Raw genomic sequence first — 16,470 nt, 5'->3', positions numbered from 1 at the left:
CTGCTAACTCAAGTTCTGCAGTCATTTGTGTCCAAGCAATTGAGCCGCCAACTTCCATACCTGAACCAACATTATTCAAGCCTGCCATAGGCTTGCCAGTTTCTTGGGTAATTAAAGCCATCAATTCGGGCATATTGGCTTCTAATACCCCCGCTAGCGCTAACATTTTCGCTTTTCTTTGAGCTGAGCTGGTTTGACTCCACGAACTAAAAGCACTTTTTGCTGACGCGACAGCTTGATTTAAATCATCAACACCGCCCTGCTGATACTGAGCAAAAGCTCGCCCTGTGGCCGGATTAATCACATCACAATACAGCGTAGACTGACTTTGTTGACCATTTATAGTCATTGTAAACTTATTCATAAAACACCTATTAAAATTTAATATCTAACAAAAATCCATTTGTATTTAATACCCAAGCTACTTAAAGGAGTAGTATTCAAGTAGCTTAGATTTAAATATTTAACAGCCCTATTCAAAAGTATAATTTACCGTTACGCCAACCCAACGAGGGGCAGCATAAAAGTTTTGGTTGTAACCAGCAGCACCAGTAAAGTCAAAGCTGTATACGCGGTATTCTTCATCGGTTAAGTTTTTAACAAACGCTGAAATAGATAAGTTTTCATTGATGTCATAACCAATTCGGGCGTTAAAAACCGTATAAGCATCTTCGTTTGATACTTCACTGTTGGTGATATCAAAAAACTGCTCATCTTGGTGGTTAAAATCAACTTGTACTGACAACTCTTCTGTCGCTTGATAACGCACTAAACCATTAACACTGTACTTTGGTGCCAATACCATCTCATTATTTTTAAACTTATCTCCAAGTACCGTAATTTCTTTGACGTCTGAGTTAATAATACTAGCACCTAAACTAATATCCCAATTATCGCCCGGTAACCAAATTAGCTCTAAATCAGCACCATTAATTGTCGCGTCAGAGTTATCAATAAATTGGCTTAAACCAGAAAATGTCAATGCTTGATAGTTTTCATAGTCGTAATAAAACGCCGTCGCATTAAAGCGAACATCGCCATCAGCTAAGGTTGATTTAAAACCAAGCTCATAACTCAGTAACTCTTCAGATTCAAATGGCACATCTTCAACAGTAACGCCGTCAGTAAAATCTAAAAACCCGCCATTAAAGCCACCACTTTTAAAACCTGTTGCGATATTAAAGAACACCAATAAATCTTCTGTTGGGGTGTAATCTAAACTAATACGGCCAGAGATATTGTCATCGTCAATTTTTCCTAAGCTACCAAGGTCTGCATTGCTGCTAGTAAAATTAAGGTAGTGATCTGTGCCCGGAAAGTCTGGTCCAAAGCCAAAATCACAGACATCACCCGCTGGGATTATGCATGAATTCACCACAGCATCTGGATTACCTGTGGCTTTGTTTTGATAAGTCATGGTGCGCTCTTCAGTGGTATAGCGCAGACCAACGGTTAAATTAAACTGTTCGTTTAATGGCACTTCAACTTGACCAAAAATTGCAGACGATTCAGTCTCTTGCACATAATCAACGTCATAATCAACAAAATTGACCATGTCTGGGCCAAACGAGCCTTCAGGTGCGCCAGTAATTACATCAACTAACGGCCCAGGAAAATTAAGGGCTAAGTCTAATGCGCCAGTTACTTCATTTTCAAAATAATAGGCGCCAAACATCCAATCTAATGAGCCAGTGGAAAAGGCAACTCTAAACTCTTGGCTGAACTGTTGGTTCTCTGAAATGAACTGCGGAGTAATACCGTCAAATGGCCCTACATCAGTATCTTCTTGATGAATTTTCTCAACATCTTCAACCGCTGTAATTGAGGTTAAAGTGTAATCACCCGCATCATAATCAAGGTGGATTGATGCGCCCTTAGAATCAATTTTTAATAAACCTTCACGGTCATATTCACCAGCCCATACGTCACCGTCAGTATCTTTATAACCATAGAAATCACTCACTCCAGCAGTGCCTGAGCCATCATCAGTTGCTTGATGTTGATATTGGGGCGCAATCGTATCTGATTTAGCGCCATGAACATTCACTAACGCAGTAAAGTTATCAGACAAATCAAAATTGACTTGCAAACGATAAGCTTGGTTATCCGCTTCATTTGCATCCTTGCCGATACGGTTAGTCACATAACCATCATGGTTATTGGTCGCTAGTGATAAACGCGCTTGAATGTTGTCGGTTAACCCGCCGGATATCGCCGCTTCTGTTTTGATTTGGTTATGCTCAGCAAAAGTAACACTAGCAAAGCCTTCTAGCTCGTCAGTTGGTTTTTTAGAAATAAATGGACTAAGCCGCCCGTCGCATTTCGCCCGTAAAGTGTCCCTTGTGGCCCTCTAAGTACTTCAACACGTTCTAAATCAAATAACTGAAAAGTTAACCCCGGCATGGCCGATTGGTAAACCTCATCACGATAAACGGCAATAGGCCCTTCATTATTATCATTAAAATCATTAAGACCAACACCCCGTAAACTAATTGAAGGGTTATTCCCTTCTCCAACAGGCGTACCTATATTCAAACCTGGGGTTTGACTAGCAATATCAGTGCTATCAGTCAAATTTAGTTCCCGTAACATATCACCAGAAAATGCCGTTACCGCAACGTTACTGGCTTGAATTGATTCTTGCTTTTTTGAAGCAGTGATCATGATTTTTTCGATAACATTTTCGGCTTGTACAACAGCAGAACTACAAATTGTTAACGCCGCACTGATAGCCATTGCTAATTTAGCTTTATTCATTCTCATTTCTTTCCCCGTATTTCAAAGTGATCTTTTAGTTGTAAGTTATGTTTATTTTTTATGTTTATATTTAATTATTTACTTAATAAGTTAACAACAGATTTACTATAAATGATCGAAACACCTTTGAATTATCATTAATCTATAATATTGTTAACACATTAACAATATTATTAAAGCAATATAAATGCTTAATATCTTGGTCTAAAGAGAACAAGAAAATAGGCTAAAAGTGCAACGAATGAAAGTAAAAACACAATTGATACTTGTTTACGATAACTGTAACCAGCTGTTTTATAATACGATATTTTAGGAGTTGAACAATGACAACGTTAATCACTAGTTTGGATTCATTCAACAATGAAATATCAAATAGTTTTTGTCCGATGAGTTGTAGTGCATTACCTTCACCTAATAATACTGACTTTAATGCATCAATAAGTAGTAAGCGATTGAACCGTTTTAGTCTTGCTCAAGTCTCTAGCAGCCCAATTATTGCGCAAAGATCAAAGGTTGATATTGCTAGGGTTACTGATGCCTATTACTTAATAAAGTTTCAATTAACAGGCAATTGCAGTACCAAACACTATGGGAGAGAAGCAAGATTAGCCCCGGGTGACTTTATAATTTGCAGCACTAGTGAACCCTATCAATTAGAATTTCAAGCCAGTCATCAACAAGCGATATTTGCCATGCCACAAATAGCGTTGCAAGAAATGTTTCAAACACCTGATGATTATTTAGGTTTAAGAATGGGTAATGAAGAGCCAACCAACGGCATGTTAGCGCAGTTTGTTTACTCACTGTCACAACGTATGAATCAGCTAAACCCTGAAGCGCTGCAAAGCATGGAAGCGAACCTACTTGATCTACTTATCACCTCGCTTAAAAACCAAAAAGGTAGTGATAAAAAAGCGATAGAAAGCTCACCTGAACAACATTTACAAAGAATTAAACGTATGATTAATATGCATATAAAAGACTTTAGACTTGGCGTGGACTTTATCGCACAAACAGAAAACATTAGTAAACGCTATTTACATATGTTGTTTAAAAGCCAAAATGTTTCTGTTTCTAAGTATATTCAACAATTACGGTTAGAGGGGTGTTATAAAAATTTAACCAATAATGAGTTTGACAATATTTCTATTAGCAATATTGCCTTAGAGTGGGGCTTTGGAGATTTATCGCATTTTAACCGGTGCTTTAAAGCGCAATATTCACACACCCCGAGACAAATTCGCCTACGGGGGGTGTAACACCAACCTCACTAAATATGTGATCATTTCTACTGGTTAAAACAATCAACCTCTTCGTTATTTATTTAACATCCCTATGTAGTTAACTCAGGAGCTTACTGTAAACGTCATCTTCGAGGTATTTTTTCCTACAGGATGTAGGGTCTAGCTTTGGTCTGGACACCAAAGCTGAATCGAAGATCTGAGTACTGTAGACTAAGATTCCCGTTTAAGACAATACGGGAATGACGTCCCTGAGCTATGTGCATAGGCATGTTCATTAATCTATTTAGAGTATAGATTATTTGCGATTATCAATAACTCGCTGGGCTTTACCTTCTGAACGAGGTAGTTCATGAGGCTGTTTCAATTCAATAGCGCATGATATACCAATGAACGTTTTAATTTTATGATTCAGTTTTCTTACTAGCTCATCATAATTTTCATTAACTGCTTCAGGTGCAAGTTCAACCTGCACTTTAATGGTGTCCATATTACCTTTTTTACCTACTTCAATTTGGTAATGAGGCGTTAATCCTTGAATCGCTAAAATTTGTGTTTCAATTTGCGTTGGAAAAACGTTTACACCACGAATAATTAACATGTCATCACTACGACCGGTTATTTTATCCATACGACGCATCGTTCTAGCAGATCCCGGTAACAAACGTGTTAAATCACGGGTGCGATAGCGTATCATTGGCATTGCTTCTTTGGTTAAACTAGTGAAAACTAATTCACCTTCTTCACCATCTGCCACCACTTCACCTGTTACAGGGTTAATGATTTCAGGATAGAAATGATCTTCCCAAATCGTTGGTCCGTCCATCGTTTCAATACATTCTTGTGCCACACCTGGGCCCATCATCTCTGATAAACCATAGATATCTACCGCATCCATTGACATACGTGCTTGTAAATCTGTACGCATACCCTCTGTCCAAGGCTCTGCACCAAAAATACCTGTGCGAAGTGCCATTTTTTCAGGATCGATACCTTGGCGAATTATTTCATCAGCAATATTAAGCATATAAGAAGGTGTAACCATAATTATATCGGGATCAAAATCTTGTAGAAGCTGTACTTGCTTTTCGGTTTGACCACCGCCCATAGGGATAACCGTACAACCTAATCGTTCAGCACCATAATGAGCACCAAAACCACCGGTAAATAAACCGTAACCATAAGCAACATGTACTTTATCTTTTGGTCTACCACCCGCAGCATAGATTGAACGTGCAACAACGTTAGCCCAAGTATCAATATCATTTTGACTATAACCAACTACCGTTGGTTTACCCGTAGTACCACTTGACGCATGTACACGCACTATTTTTTCCATCGGCAAAGCAAACATGCCAAAAGGATAGTTATCACGCATATCAGCCTTGGTAGTAAAAGGAAATTTACTTAAATCTTCAAGACAAGTTAAGTCATCTGGATGAACACCATGATCATCAAATTTCTTTGTATATACCGGTGAATTATTGTAAGCATTAATCAGTGTCGTTTTGAGACGATTAAACTGTAAATCCCGTAATTCATCCACACTTGCTGTTTCAATTGCTTCATAACCAAGCTGTTTTGATGACATTTTATTCTCCTAAAAAAAGTACTTTCGATATTAAGTAATTGCTGATAATATAAAACACTTCTTTGATACAAATCAATAAAAATGTATCACTTTTTAAATTTAGATTTAATGATTATTTAATAGAAGAAGTTAAAAAAACAAAAACCGACAAACGGTTAACGAGGATTAGTCAATGATATCAAAAAGTTATTGTTATGGAACTTGGTTTGAAGGCCAAGGGCAAGGGGTTAAGGTTTACGATGCACTTAATGGTAGTGAAGTCTGCGAAGTCAGTAGTAATGGTGTAGATTTTAACAAAATGCTAGAGCATGGCCGTAACGTTGGCGGTAAAGCACTACGCGAAATGACTATTCACGACAGAGCTAATGCCATTAAAAATGTTGCTAAGCATTTAATGTCAAAGAAAGAGCAGTTGTATGCAGTATCAGCTAGAACTGGTGCTACTAAAGTTGATAGCTGGGTTGATATTGAAGGTGGTTTAGCCACAATGTTTAGCTACTCTGGTATAGCGCGTAGAGAATTTGCTAATGAAAAATTTATTGTTGAAGGTGCTCCCGAAGTTCTTTCAGCAAAAGGCACCTTTGTTGCTCGTCATATATTAACGTCGAAGCCCGGTGTTGCCGTACATATAAATGCCTTTAACTTTCCATGTTGGGGAATGCTAGAAAAAATAGCCCCTAGTTTAATTGCTGGTATGCCCGTTATTGTAAAACCTGGCACTGCTTCCGCTTATTTAACCCAAGCCATGGTAGAAGAAATTATTGCTTGCGGCATATTACCTGAAGGCTCTATTCAATTAATTTGTGGTGGCGTTGGTGATTTACTTGCCCGCTTAAATGAACAAGATGTGGTTACATTTACTGGCTCTGCAAGCACAGGTCAAAAATTACGTTGTCACGAAAATATCGTTGCCAATAGCATTCCATTCACCATGGAAGCAGACTCATTAAACAGCTGTATTTTAGGTGAAAGCGTTAGCGTTGAAGATGAAGAATTTCAGTTATTCATTAAAGAAGTTACCAACGAAATGACGGTAAAAGCAGGACAAAAATGTACTGCCATTCGTCGTATTATTGTGCCGCAAAGTAAAGTATCTGCAGTACAAGAAGCCTTAATTGCTCGCTTGAGTAAAGTGACCTTAGGTGATCCAAGTATTAAAGGTGTTCGCATGGGACCTTTAGTGGGTAAAAGCCAACGTAATGATGTTGAAAACAAAGTTGCACAACTGAGTGATTTCTGTGAAATCGTTTACGGCGGTGATTTAAGCAAGCTTGAACTCACTGGCGAGAACCTTAAACCTGATGCTTTTTATCCTCCAACGTTACTTTATTGTGACAAGCCGCTAGAAACTGATGCGCCTCATAGCATCGAAGCTTTTGGCCCAGTCAGTACACTTATGCCTTATAACTCTATCGATGAAGCGATTGAAATTGCGCGTTTAGGCAAAGGTAGCTTAGTTGCCTCAGTCGTAACTTACGATAATGAAGAAGCTACTAAAATAGTGCTTTCTGCTGCTGCTTATCATGGTCGTATGTTAGTACTCAATAGAGATTGTGCTAAAGAATCAACGGGTCACGGCTCTCCATTGCCAACACTTGTTCACGGTGGACCAGGTCGTGCTGGTGGCGGTGAAGAATTGGGTGGTGGACGCGCAGTAAAACATTACATGCAACGTACTGCCATTCAAGGCTCGCCAACAACGTTAATGGCGATCACTAAAGAATATATGGCTGGTGCTGCGACTACGGGTAACGATAAACACCCGTTTAGAAAGTATTTTGAAGAGTTACAAGTGGGTGAAAGTTTAACAACCCACAGACGTACTGTTACTGAAGCTGATATTGTTAACTTTGGCGCATTATCAGGTGATCATTTTTATGCTCACTTTGATGAAATAGCTGCTAAAGACTCTATGTTCGGCCAACGTGTTGCTCACGGATATTTTGTTATTTCGGCTGCTGCGGGTATGTTTGTTGACCCAGCTCCTGGACCAGTATTAGCAAACTACGGATTAGAAAACTTACGTTTTGTTGAACCGGTTCCAATTGGCGATACCATTCAAGTAAAAATTACTGTTAAAAAGAAAATCAAAAAAGACAAACGCCCAGAAGAAGAAAGAGCCACAGGTGTTGTGGTATGGGATGTTGAAGTAACTAATCAAGATCAAGTAATTGTTGCGTTATACGACATTATGACGCTAGTTGAAAGACAAGAAGCTTAATTAGCTTTTGATAAACATCCTCATGTATTGAGGATGTTTATCTAATTAGTTTACATGGCTATATAGTTAACTCAGGATGTAATGGTAAACGTCATCTTCGAAGTATCTGATCGAAGATCTATTGCGCTTAATACATAAGATCCCCGACTAAAAAAATACGGTGATGACGATCCTGAACCATATACCATATACATAGGCACGTTAGTTTATTAGCCTTCATGCTTAGGTTTATAGGCACTGTCAGTAAAACGTGGTCGATTACTTTGAACTTCTGTTAAGGGTTCAACTTGATGCAAACTGTTTAGGCAACGTTCAGTTAGGTGATGATATTGCTTGGTGCCACTGGTTTTCCAAGCAACTTCTTTATCGCTCAACGAGCGTTTAACTGTCGCAGGACTGCCCGCTAATAAACTTCTTGGTGGGCATTCAAAAGCAGATTTAACAAAGGCTGTTGCAGCAACTAAAGATTCAGCACCAATAACAGCATCGTCCATGATAACCGCGTTCATGCCGACCAAAGCATTTTCGCCAATATGACAACCATGAAGAATAGCGCCATGACCTATATGGCCATTTTCTTCAATAATGCAGTCTTTCCCAGGAAAGCTATGAACAACGCAGGTGTCTTGTACGTTTGCCCCTTGTTTAACAACAATACGGCCAAAATCGCCGCGTAATACCGCATTAGGGCCAATATAACAGTGTTTATCAATAATAACGTCACCAATTAGTACAGCCGTTGGATGAACATAAGCAAGCGGATCAACAACAGGAACAAGGTTTTCAATAGCATAACTTGGCATAAAAGAGTCCTTAAATAGTTACAGAATAAATAGTACTTAATAGATTAAGTAGTGTTACTGATCTACAACACAGTGTCTACTGAAATAAGATTAAGCAGCCATAAATGAATACCAAAATAATATAACAACGACATAAAAAGCGGAGAGTAAAATGAGTTTTTCTACCATCACATATCAACTAGATCAAGGTGTAGCTGTTTTAACCTTGAACCGCCCTGCTTCACTCAATAGTTTTAATGCCCTAATGCATGATGAAGTGCGCGAAGCAATGAAAGATGCTCGCGACAACAGTGAAGTTCGTTGCTTAGTTATCACTGCCGCAGGTCGTGGCTTTTGTGCAGGACAAGACTTAAGCGATCGTTCGGTAAAAGTTTCTGATGAAGCACCAGATTTAGGTGAATCAGTTGAAAAGAATTACAACCCACTTATCCGCAATATCATGACAATGGAAAAGCCTGTACTTTGTGCTGTTAATGGCGTTGCTGCGGGTGCAGGTGCCAGTATTGCACTAGCTTGCGATATTGTTCTAGCGGCTAAAAGCGCTAAATTTATTCAAGCATTTTGTAAAATAGGTTTAGTACCTGATTCAGGCGGCACCTTTAATTTAGTACGCGCATTAGGCTTACCAAGAGCCAAAGCGTTAGCATTATTAGGCGATAAACTCTCTGCTGAACAAGCGCAAAATTGGGGCATGATTTGGCAATGCGTTGAAGATGAGAGCCTAATGGATGAGACCATGACATTAGCCCTTCATTTAGCAACGCAGCCAACCAAAGGCTTAGCAAAGATAAAAGAGCTTATGAATAATTCTTTCTCTACGCCTATGCACCAACAATTAGAATTAGAAAAATATGCAATGCGTGAACTAGGACGCACCAGTGATTACCGAGAAGGCGTAAGTGCCTTTATGGAAAAACGTCAACCAACGTTCACCGGAGAATAATTGTGACAAATGATAACTCAAACCTTAGTGAAGCCGATCTGCTAGCTCAAGAATGTGCCAAACACATGTATGAGAATGATGCAGCCTCTCAAGCGCTAGGTATTAAATTATTACAAGTTCACTGCGGTAGTGCTATTGCTGAAATGGTTGTAAAAGATTTTATGCTAAATGGCCATAAAACTTGTCATGGCGGGCAAATATTTACCTTAGCTGATTCCGCTTTTGCCTTTGCCTGTAATTCACAGAATCAAGCCGCAGTTGCGCTAAGCTGCACCATTGATTTTGTCAGTCCAGCCTTTGAGGGCGATACACTTACTGCAACAGCTGAAGAACTACATCAAGGCGGTCGTAGCGGTGTTTATCAAATAAAAATTACTAACCAGAACCAACAACTTATTGCACTTTTTAAAGGTAACTCTGCGCGTATAAAGCAAAGTGTATTACCTGAAGAAAGTATATTACCTAAAGAAAAGTAGCCAAGGAAATTATTATGAACAGTACATACATTTGTGACGCAATCAGAACCCCATTTGGCCGCTATGGTGGCGCACTATCTAGCGTAAGAGCTGATGATTTAGGTGCTATTCCGATCAGAGAATTAATCAAACGTAACCCACAAGTAGATTGGGCCAGTGTTGATGATATTTTCTACGGTTGTGCTAACCAAGCTGGTGAAGATAACCGTAATGTTGCTCGCATGAGTGGCTTACTTGCCGGCCTACCTATAGATGTACCTGGCGTAACACTGAACCGTTTATGTGGCTCAGGTATTGATGCCATTGGTACTGGCGCACGTGCGATAGCCAGTGGTGAAACCGATTTGATTATTGCTGGTGGCGTTGAATCTATGTCAAGAGCCCCATTTGTTATGCCTAAAGCCACTAGTGCTTTTAGCCGTCAAGCTGAAGTTTTTGATACCACCATCGGCTGGCGCTTTGTTAATAAACTTATGGCAAAAGAATACGGTGTAGATTCTATGCCTGAAACGGCAGAAAATGTTGCAGAACAATTTAACATCAGCCGTGAAGATCAAGATCTTTTTGCCTTTAATAGTCAAACAAAAGCCTTAGCAGCACAAAAAGCCGGACTTTTTAGCCCTGAAATTGTGCCTGTTCATATTAAACAACGTAAAGGTGACGATATTGTTGTCGCTGATGACGAACATTTACGCCTAAGCCCTATCGCAACGTTAGCAAAATTAGCCACCCCTTTTAAAGAAAATGGCTCAGTTACTGCCGGTAATGCTTCTGGCGTTAATGATGGTGCTTGTGCTTTGTTACTTGCTTCAGAAGAAGCAATTAAAGCCAATAACTTAACACCAAGAGCGCGCATAGTTGCCATGGCAACTGCTGGTTTAGCACCGCGTATTATGGGCTATGGACCACTTGCCGCTACTAATAAAGTATTAGCTAAAGCAGGTTTAACTTTAGATCAAATGGACGTTATAGAATTAAACGAAGCCTTTGCAGCACAAGGATTAGCTGTATTACGAGGACTAGGCTTACCTGACGATGCAGCCCACGTAAACCCAAATGGTGGTGCTATTGCTTTAGGTCATCCTTTAGGTGCCAGTGGCGCGAGATTAGTCATTACTGCCATGCATCAACTTGAGCGCACACAAGGTCGTTATGCGTTATGCACCATGTGTATTGGCGTTGGTCAAGGCATTGCCATCATCATTGAAAGGGTTTAACTATCACGTAACTCTCTAAAATTTATAGTGATTAAAAATAACGTAACTTAATATGATACACAGTGTTGACTTATACTCAAAAAATCGTATCATTAAAGTAGTTAACATATTAACGACAGGGGAAGAAATGACTAAATATAATAAAAGCGAAGCAGAGCTAGAAGCTATTTTCCAACAAAAAATAGATAGCGAGCAAAAAATCGAACCGAAAGATTGGATGCCAGAAGCCTATCGTAAAAATTTAATCCGCCAAATGTCACAACATGCCCATTCAGAAATAATTGGTATGCAACCTGAAGGCAACTTTATAACACGCGCACCTTCTTTACGCCGTAAAACAGTATTGTTGTCTAAAGTTCAAGATGAAGGTGGTCACGGTTTATATTTATATAGTGCGACTGAAACCTTAGGTATTGAGCGCAGTGAATTAATTTCTGCCTTACAAAGTGGTCAAGCCAAGTATGCCTCTATTTTCAACTACCCTGCACAAACATGGGGTGATATGGGCGCTATTGGTTGGTTAGTTGATGGCGCTGCTATCGTTAATCAAGTATCACTACAACGTACCTCTTATGGTCCTTATGCACGTGGCATGATCCGTATTTGTAAGGAAGAGAGTTTTCATCAGCGTCAAGGTTACGTGATCATGATGGAACTTGCTAAAGGTACGCCAGCACAAAAACAAATGGCGCAAGACTCGCTAAATCGTTTTTACTGGCCTTCATTAATGATGTTTGGTCCACATGACTCCGAGTCAGCACATAGCGCCAAGTCAATGAAATGGAAAATCAAACGCGAAACTAATGATGATTTACGTCAAAAGTTTATTGACCAAACAGCGCCACAAATTGCTTATTTAGGGTTAGAACACCCTGATAAAGACTTAGTGTGGAATGAAGAAAAAGGTCAACATGACAGTGGTGAAATTGATTGGGAAGAATTCTACGCGGTAATTAATGGCAACGGCCATAGTAATCGTCAGCGCATTCAACACCATGTAAAAGCACATGAAGAAGGTGCTTGGGTTCGTGATGCTATGTCAGAGTACAAACAAAAAAAATTACAACGAAAAATTAACGCTGAAACAGCAGCCTAACAGCTATAACCAGTAAACCTGGTAGTAAAGTTGTTAGTACAGTTAGTCTTGAGGAGAAATAAGATGAGTTTAGAAAAATTAGAGTTATTTGAAGTATTCCTTCGTTCAAAACGTGGATTAGATCATAAACATGCCGGTAGCCTACATGCCGAAGATAAAGAACAAGCCTTAGAATATGCTCGCGATGTTTATACTCGCCGTAGTGAGGGTGTTAGCATTTGGGTTGTAAGATCAAATGATATTTGTGCATCACAAGAAGATGACAGTGATAGCTTTTTTGATCCTTCTGATGATAAACCTTATCGTCATGCAACTTATTATGATATTCCCAAAGAAGTTGGCACAATGTAATCAGGAGTGAAAAATGACTAGTTCTACAGAAACTGTGAGCAAACAAGATATTATTGATTACTCTGCGCGTCTTGGTGACGATGCTATTGTTATCGGTCACCGTCTTTCAGAATGGGTATCAAGAGCGCCTTTTATTGAAGAAGATGTCGCTTTAGGCAATGTTGCACTCGACTTTTTTGGTCATGCACGCATGTATTACACCCATGCAGCACAACTTAGCAATGAACAAAATGGCACTGACGATATTACAGAAGATGATTTTGCTTACTTGCGTGATGAAAGACAATTTCAAAACCATTTATTGCATGAATTACACAAAGGTGATTTCGCCTATACAACTGCACGCCAATTATTAATTGATGTTTATAACAAGTACTTTCTTGAGCAATTAGAAAAGTCGAATGATGAAACGCTTGCCGCGATTGCAGTAAAAGCCTCTAAAGAAACAAAATATCATTGTCGTCGTTCAAAAGATTGGACCTTACGCTTAGGCGATGGTAGCAGTGAAAGCCACAAAAGAATGCAACTTGCTTTAAATGATATATGGGGTTATAGCCATGAATTATTTGAACTTGATGATTTAGAGCAGCGTCTTGTTGATGCAGGTATTGCCGTTGATTGCACACTTTTAAAAGCTGATTGGCTAAAAGAAGTAACCGCTATTATTGAAGAAGCAACATTAACGGTACCAGATCAAGAGTGGGCCGTTCGCGGTGGCCGACAAGGTTATCACACTGAACATTTAGGGCATTTATTAACTGAAATGCAATTTGTTCACCGTTCATTCCCTGGTGCCAAGTGGTAGTTATATGGAGACTATGATGCACGTAATCCCGACAAAAAACCCGATACAATTTGAGCGAGAACAATTTCGTCGTAATTCAGAGTTTCCTGAGTTATGGGATTGTTTAGATCAAGTTAAAGATCCAGAAATTCCTGCGTTATCTTTATGGGATATTGGTATTTTAAAAGATATCAAACGTCTGGGTGATCAAGCATCAGTAACCATTACTCCTACTTATTCAGGCTGTCCCGCTATGGATGCTATTGCTGAAGATATCACAATAGCTTTTAAAGAACATGGCATTGAAAAAACGGTGATAATTACCGAATTATCACCTGCTTGGACAACTGACTGGATGACAGATAAAGGTCGAAATCAGCTAAGAGACTATGGTATTGCTCCGCCTAATGATTTGGTAGGTGATCACGAGCAACCCCTTAATAGTGACAGCCGAGTACTTTGTCCGCAATGCGGCAGTGCTGACACTAAGTTACTCAGCGAATATGGTTCAACTGCGTGTAAAGCCTTGTTTCAGTGCAACAGCTGCCTTGAATCATTCGATCTTTTTAAACATATTTAATCGCAACAATACCAACAGAGTAATGAAGTAATGAATGATTCAATTCATTACTTCAATTGGTATAAATAACAAGAAGGTGCGACATGACAAAATTTTATTCTCTTAACATCGCCAATATTAGGCCAGAAACCGACTCTGCAATTTGCTTGAGTTTTAACATCCCAGAGGAGTTAAAGGAAACTTTTACTTTTACTCCCGGACAATTTTTAACACTACAAGTCTCTATTGATGGAGAAGACGTTCGTCGTTGTTACTCTATTTGTTCTGGTATAGACGAAGCGCAACTATCAGTAGCGATAAAACGAGTAGAAGAAGGTGTTTTCTCTAACTTTGCTAATGATAACTTCAAGGTAGGTGATAATATTGAAGTGATGGCTCCTCAAGGTGACTTTACTTTAAAGACCTTAGATAGCCAAAACAATAAAAACTACATGCTATTAGCTGCCGGTAGTGGTATTACACCAATTTTATCATTAACCAAATCGATTTTAGCTCGTGAGCCAAACTCACAAATCACCTTGGTTTATGGTAACCAAAAAACTCTTACTATGATGTTCAAAGAAGAGTTGAGCTTTATTAAAAACCGTTATTTAACGCGCTTTAATTGGGTCAACATCATGAGCCAAGAAGATCAAGGCGCTGACTTACTCAACGGTAGAATTGATAACAAGAAAGGTTACCAATTACAAAAACAAAAAGTTATTGATATAAATACCACCGATGAAGCCTTCATTTGTGGGCCTGAATCAATGATTTCTGAAGTATCTCGCGGTTTTAGAATTGAAGGATTAGCCGAAGATCAAATTCATTATGAATTATTTGCTAGCTCGTCTGAAGATGCGCAACTGGTATTAAAGAAAGCTAAAAATCGTGTTCATGAATATGGCGAAAAGCGTACCAGTAAAGTAACAGTAATCGCTGATGGTCGTAGTAATAATTTTGATTTAGCCACAGTAGGCGCTAATATTTTAGATGCTGGCATGGCCAATGGCGTAGAGCTACCTTATTCATGCAAAGCGGGGGTATGTTCAACATGTAAAGCTAAGTTGGTCAAAGGGCAAGTTGACATGGATATTAGCCATGGCCTTGAACAACATGAAATCGATGCTGGTTACATTCTTACCTGTCAATCACATCCTATTACAGATGAAGTTGTTGTCAGTTTTGATGATAGATAAATTTTTGCTAAACCTATCATTGCTTTATTAAATATCATGGCTGGATGTAACTCTAAACGTCATCTTCGAAGTATTTGATCGAAGATCTATTGCGCTTAATACACTAGATCCCCGATTAAGAAACTACGGGGATGACGATGCTGAGCCATCTACATAGGCACGTTAAATATTGACTATAAATATATTCCCTACTTGCTACCCGCTTAGTAAATTGATTACAATTTACTAAGCGGCAATACAAAATCAGTGTTAATGAAGGTAGGAAAAAGCATGACAAAAACCAGCAAAATTAATCTTACTGTTAAAAAACATATAAAACAAAGTAGTATTACTTGTACCTCGATGATAGTCACTATTTTTGGTGATATCGTTTCTCAACATGGTAGTTGGCTTTGGCTTTCAAGTTTAATAAAAGTGCTTGAGCCATTGGGCTTTAATGAACGTCAAGTACGAACCTCTGTCTATCGTCTAGTACAAAATAACTGGTTGCAAGGAAATAAAGTTGGTCGATGTAGTTATTACTGCTTTACCGATTTTGCCATGGCGCATTACGAAAAAGCAGCAAGAAGAATTTATGCCGCTGATCAAGCTGACTGGAGTGGAAACTGGATTTTAGTTTTACCTATTTCAATACCAGACGATAAAAAAGAAGAGTTTAGGAAAAGTTTACTTTGGCAAGGGTTTAACACCTTAGTCTCTGGACTTTACGCACATCCTTCTTGCGATGCCTCATCATTGGATGAAGCTATACATGAACTAGGCCTAGCGGGCAATGTCATAGTACTCAACGGTAGTGTTGCTGATTTAAATTCACAAAGCGTAATGAAAGCACTGATAAAAGATCGTTGGGAATTATCAGAATTAGAAACAAGTTATCGTGATTTTCTTAATTTTTATCGACCTCTTTGCCAACAACTTTTAAACAAACATTCTAAGCCAGAGCAACTGAGTACGACAGAATACTTTTTACTTAGAGTAATATTAATTCATGATTATCGCCGGGTTTTATTACGAGATCCTGATTTCCCACAAGCCATGTTAAAACAAGGTTGGGTAGGATATGAGGCACATGATTTAGTAAAGAAGATGTATAAAGTGCTAGGAGAATCTTCTGCGACATATATTGAAGAAAATATGAAAAATGCTCAGGGAAAACTACCTGAAGCCAGTAATAAATTTTATCAGCGATTTGTGTCTTAATCCTTCGACCCTTCGACAAGCTCAGGGCAAGC

Annotated in this window: 16 protein-coding genes; 11 read left to right on the top strand and 5 right to left on the bottom strand. The window is 39.0% G+C overall.

Going from position 1 to position 16,470, the window contains the following annotated elements:
• The 3 genes from DWA31_RS09950 to DWA31_RS17305 all read right to left on the bottom strand — a co-directional run.
• A partial coding sequence (locus DWA31_RS09950) for an aldehyde dehydrogenase family protein (RefSeq protein ID WP_114326434.1) occupies positions 1-364 on the bottom strand: 364 nt, incomplete at its 3' end.
• A gap of 108 nt (positions 365-472) precedes the next feature.
• Positions 473-2,143, bottom strand: a complete 1,671-nt coding sequence (locus DWA31_RS09945; protein WP_210725578.1) for a TonB-dependent receptor — start codon at positions 2,141-2,143, stop codon at positions 473-475.
• Positions 2,144-2,268: 125 nt separating this feature from the next.
• On the bottom strand, positions 2,269-2,757 hold the full coding sequence (locus tag DWA31_RS17305; RefSeq protein WP_210725577.1) for a TonB-dependent receptor plug domain-containing protein: 489 nt from the start codon (positions 2,755-2,757) through the stop codon (positions 2,269-2,271).
• Positions 2,758-3,080: 323 nt separating this feature from the next.
• Here DWA31_RS17305 and DWA31_RS09940 point away from each other — a divergent pair, with 323 nt between their 5' ends.
• Positions 3,081-4,016 (top strand): AraC-like ligand-binding domain-containing protein, encoded by a 936-nt coding sequence (locus DWA31_RS09940; protein WP_114326433.1) that lies wholly within the window; start codon positions 3,081-3,083, stop codon positions 4,014-4,016.
• A 280-nt stretch (positions 4,017-4,296) separates the two neighbouring features.
• Here the strand turns inward: DWA31_RS09940 and paaK are convergent, their stop codons facing one another.
• On the bottom strand, positions 4,297-5,589 hold the full coding sequence (gene paaK, locus DWA31_RS09935) for a phenylacetate--CoA ligase PaaK (protein WP_114326432.1): 1,293 nt from the start codon (positions 5,587-5,589) through the stop codon (positions 4,297-4,299).
• A gap of 172 nt (positions 5,590-5,761) precedes the next feature.
• Here paaK and paaZ point away from each other — a divergent pair, with 172 nt between their 5' ends.
• Positions 5,762-7,810, top strand: a complete 2,049-nt coding sequence (paaZ, locus tag DWA31_RS09930; RefSeq protein WP_114326431.1) for a phenylacetic acid degradation bifunctional protein PaaZ — start codon at positions 5,762-5,764, stop codon at positions 7,808-7,810.
• A 209-nt stretch (positions 7,811-8,019) separates the two neighbouring features.
• On the opposite strand, the gene DWA31_RS09925 is transcribed toward paaZ, so the two are convergent.
• Positions 8,020-8,613 (bottom strand): transferase hexapeptide repeat family protein, encoded by a 594-nt coding sequence (locus DWA31_RS09925; protein ID WP_114326430.1) that lies wholly within the window; start codon positions 8,611-8,613, stop codon positions 8,020-8,022.
• A gap of 151 nt (positions 8,614-8,764) precedes the next feature.
• Here DWA31_RS09925 and paaG point away from each other — a divergent pair, with 151 nt between their 5' ends.
• The 9 genes from paaG (at position 8,765) to DWA31_RS09880 (ending at position 16,438) form a co-directional block, all read left to right on the top strand.
• Positions 8,765-9,556 carry a 2-(1,2-epoxy-1,2-dihydrophenyl)acetyl-CoA isomerase PaaG gene (gene paaG, locus DWA31_RS09920; RefSeq protein ID WP_114326429.1) on the top strand — a complete coding sequence of 264 codons (792 nt, stop codon included), beginning with the start codon at positions 8,765-8,767 and terminating at the stop codon, positions 9,554-9,556.
• 2 nt (positions 9,557-9,558) lie between these two features.
• Positions 9,559-10,032, top strand: a complete 474-nt coding sequence (paaI, locus tag DWA31_RS09915) for a hydroxyphenylacetyl-CoA thioesterase PaaI (RefSeq protein WP_245942577.1) — start codon at positions 9,559-9,561, stop codon at positions 10,030-10,032.
• Positions 10,033-10,046: 14 nt separating this feature from the next.
• Positions 10,047-11,249: a 3-oxoadipyl-CoA thiolase gene (gene pcaF / locus DWA31_RS09910; protein WP_114326428.1), complete on the top strand. Its 1,203-nt coding sequence runs from the start codon at positions 10,047-10,049 to the stop codon at positions 11,247-11,249.
• A gap of 127 nt (positions 11,250-11,376) precedes the next feature.
• Positions 11,377-12,345, top strand: a complete 969-nt coding sequence (gene paaA, locus DWA31_RS09905) for a 1,2-phenylacetyl-CoA epoxidase subunit PaaA (RefSeq protein ID WP_114326427.1) — start codon at positions 11,377-11,379, stop codon at positions 12,343-12,345.
• Positions 12,346-12,408: 63 nt separating this feature from the next.
• Positions 12,409-12,696: a 1,2-phenylacetyl-CoA epoxidase subunit PaaB gene (paaB, locus tag DWA31_RS09900; protein ID WP_114326426.1), complete on the top strand. Its 288-nt coding sequence runs from the start codon at positions 12,409-12,411 to the stop codon at positions 12,694-12,696.
• A 13-nt stretch (positions 12,697-12,709) separates the two neighbouring features.
• Positions 12,710-13,501, top strand: a complete 792-nt coding sequence (gene paaC, locus DWA31_RS09895) for a 1,2-phenylacetyl-CoA epoxidase subunit PaaC (protein WP_114326425.1) — start codon at positions 12,710-12,712, stop codon at positions 13,499-13,501.
• A gap of 16 nt (positions 13,502-13,517) precedes the next feature.
• Entirely contained in the window at positions 13,518-14,060 is a 543-nt protein-coding gene (gene paaD, locus DWA31_RS09890; protein WP_114326424.1) for a 1,2-phenylacetyl-CoA epoxidase subunit PaaD, read from the top strand.
• An 83-nt stretch (positions 14,061-14,143) separates the two neighbouring features.
• Positions 14,144-15,238 (top strand): 1,2-phenylacetyl-CoA epoxidase subunit PaaE, encoded by a 1,095-nt coding sequence (gene paaE, locus DWA31_RS09885; RefSeq protein WP_114326423.1) that lies wholly within the window; start codon positions 14,144-14,146, stop codon positions 15,236-15,238.
• A gap of 270 nt (positions 15,239-15,508) precedes the next feature.
• A complete protein-coding gene (locus DWA31_RS09880) occupies positions 15,509-16,438 on the top strand; it encodes a PaaX family transcriptional regulator (RefSeq protein WP_168427326.1) in 930 nt (309 codons plus the stop codon).
• The last annotated feature ends 32 nt before the right edge of the window (positions 16,439-16,470 follow it).

The organism is Candidatus Colwellia aromaticivorans (assembly GCF_003333305.1).
Classification (GTDB): domain Bacteria; phylum Pseudomonadota; class Gammaproteobacteria; order Enterobacterales; family Alteromonadaceae; genus Colwellia; species Colwellia aromaticivorans.
This window is presented reverse-complemented; position numbering and strand designations above follow the sequence as displayed.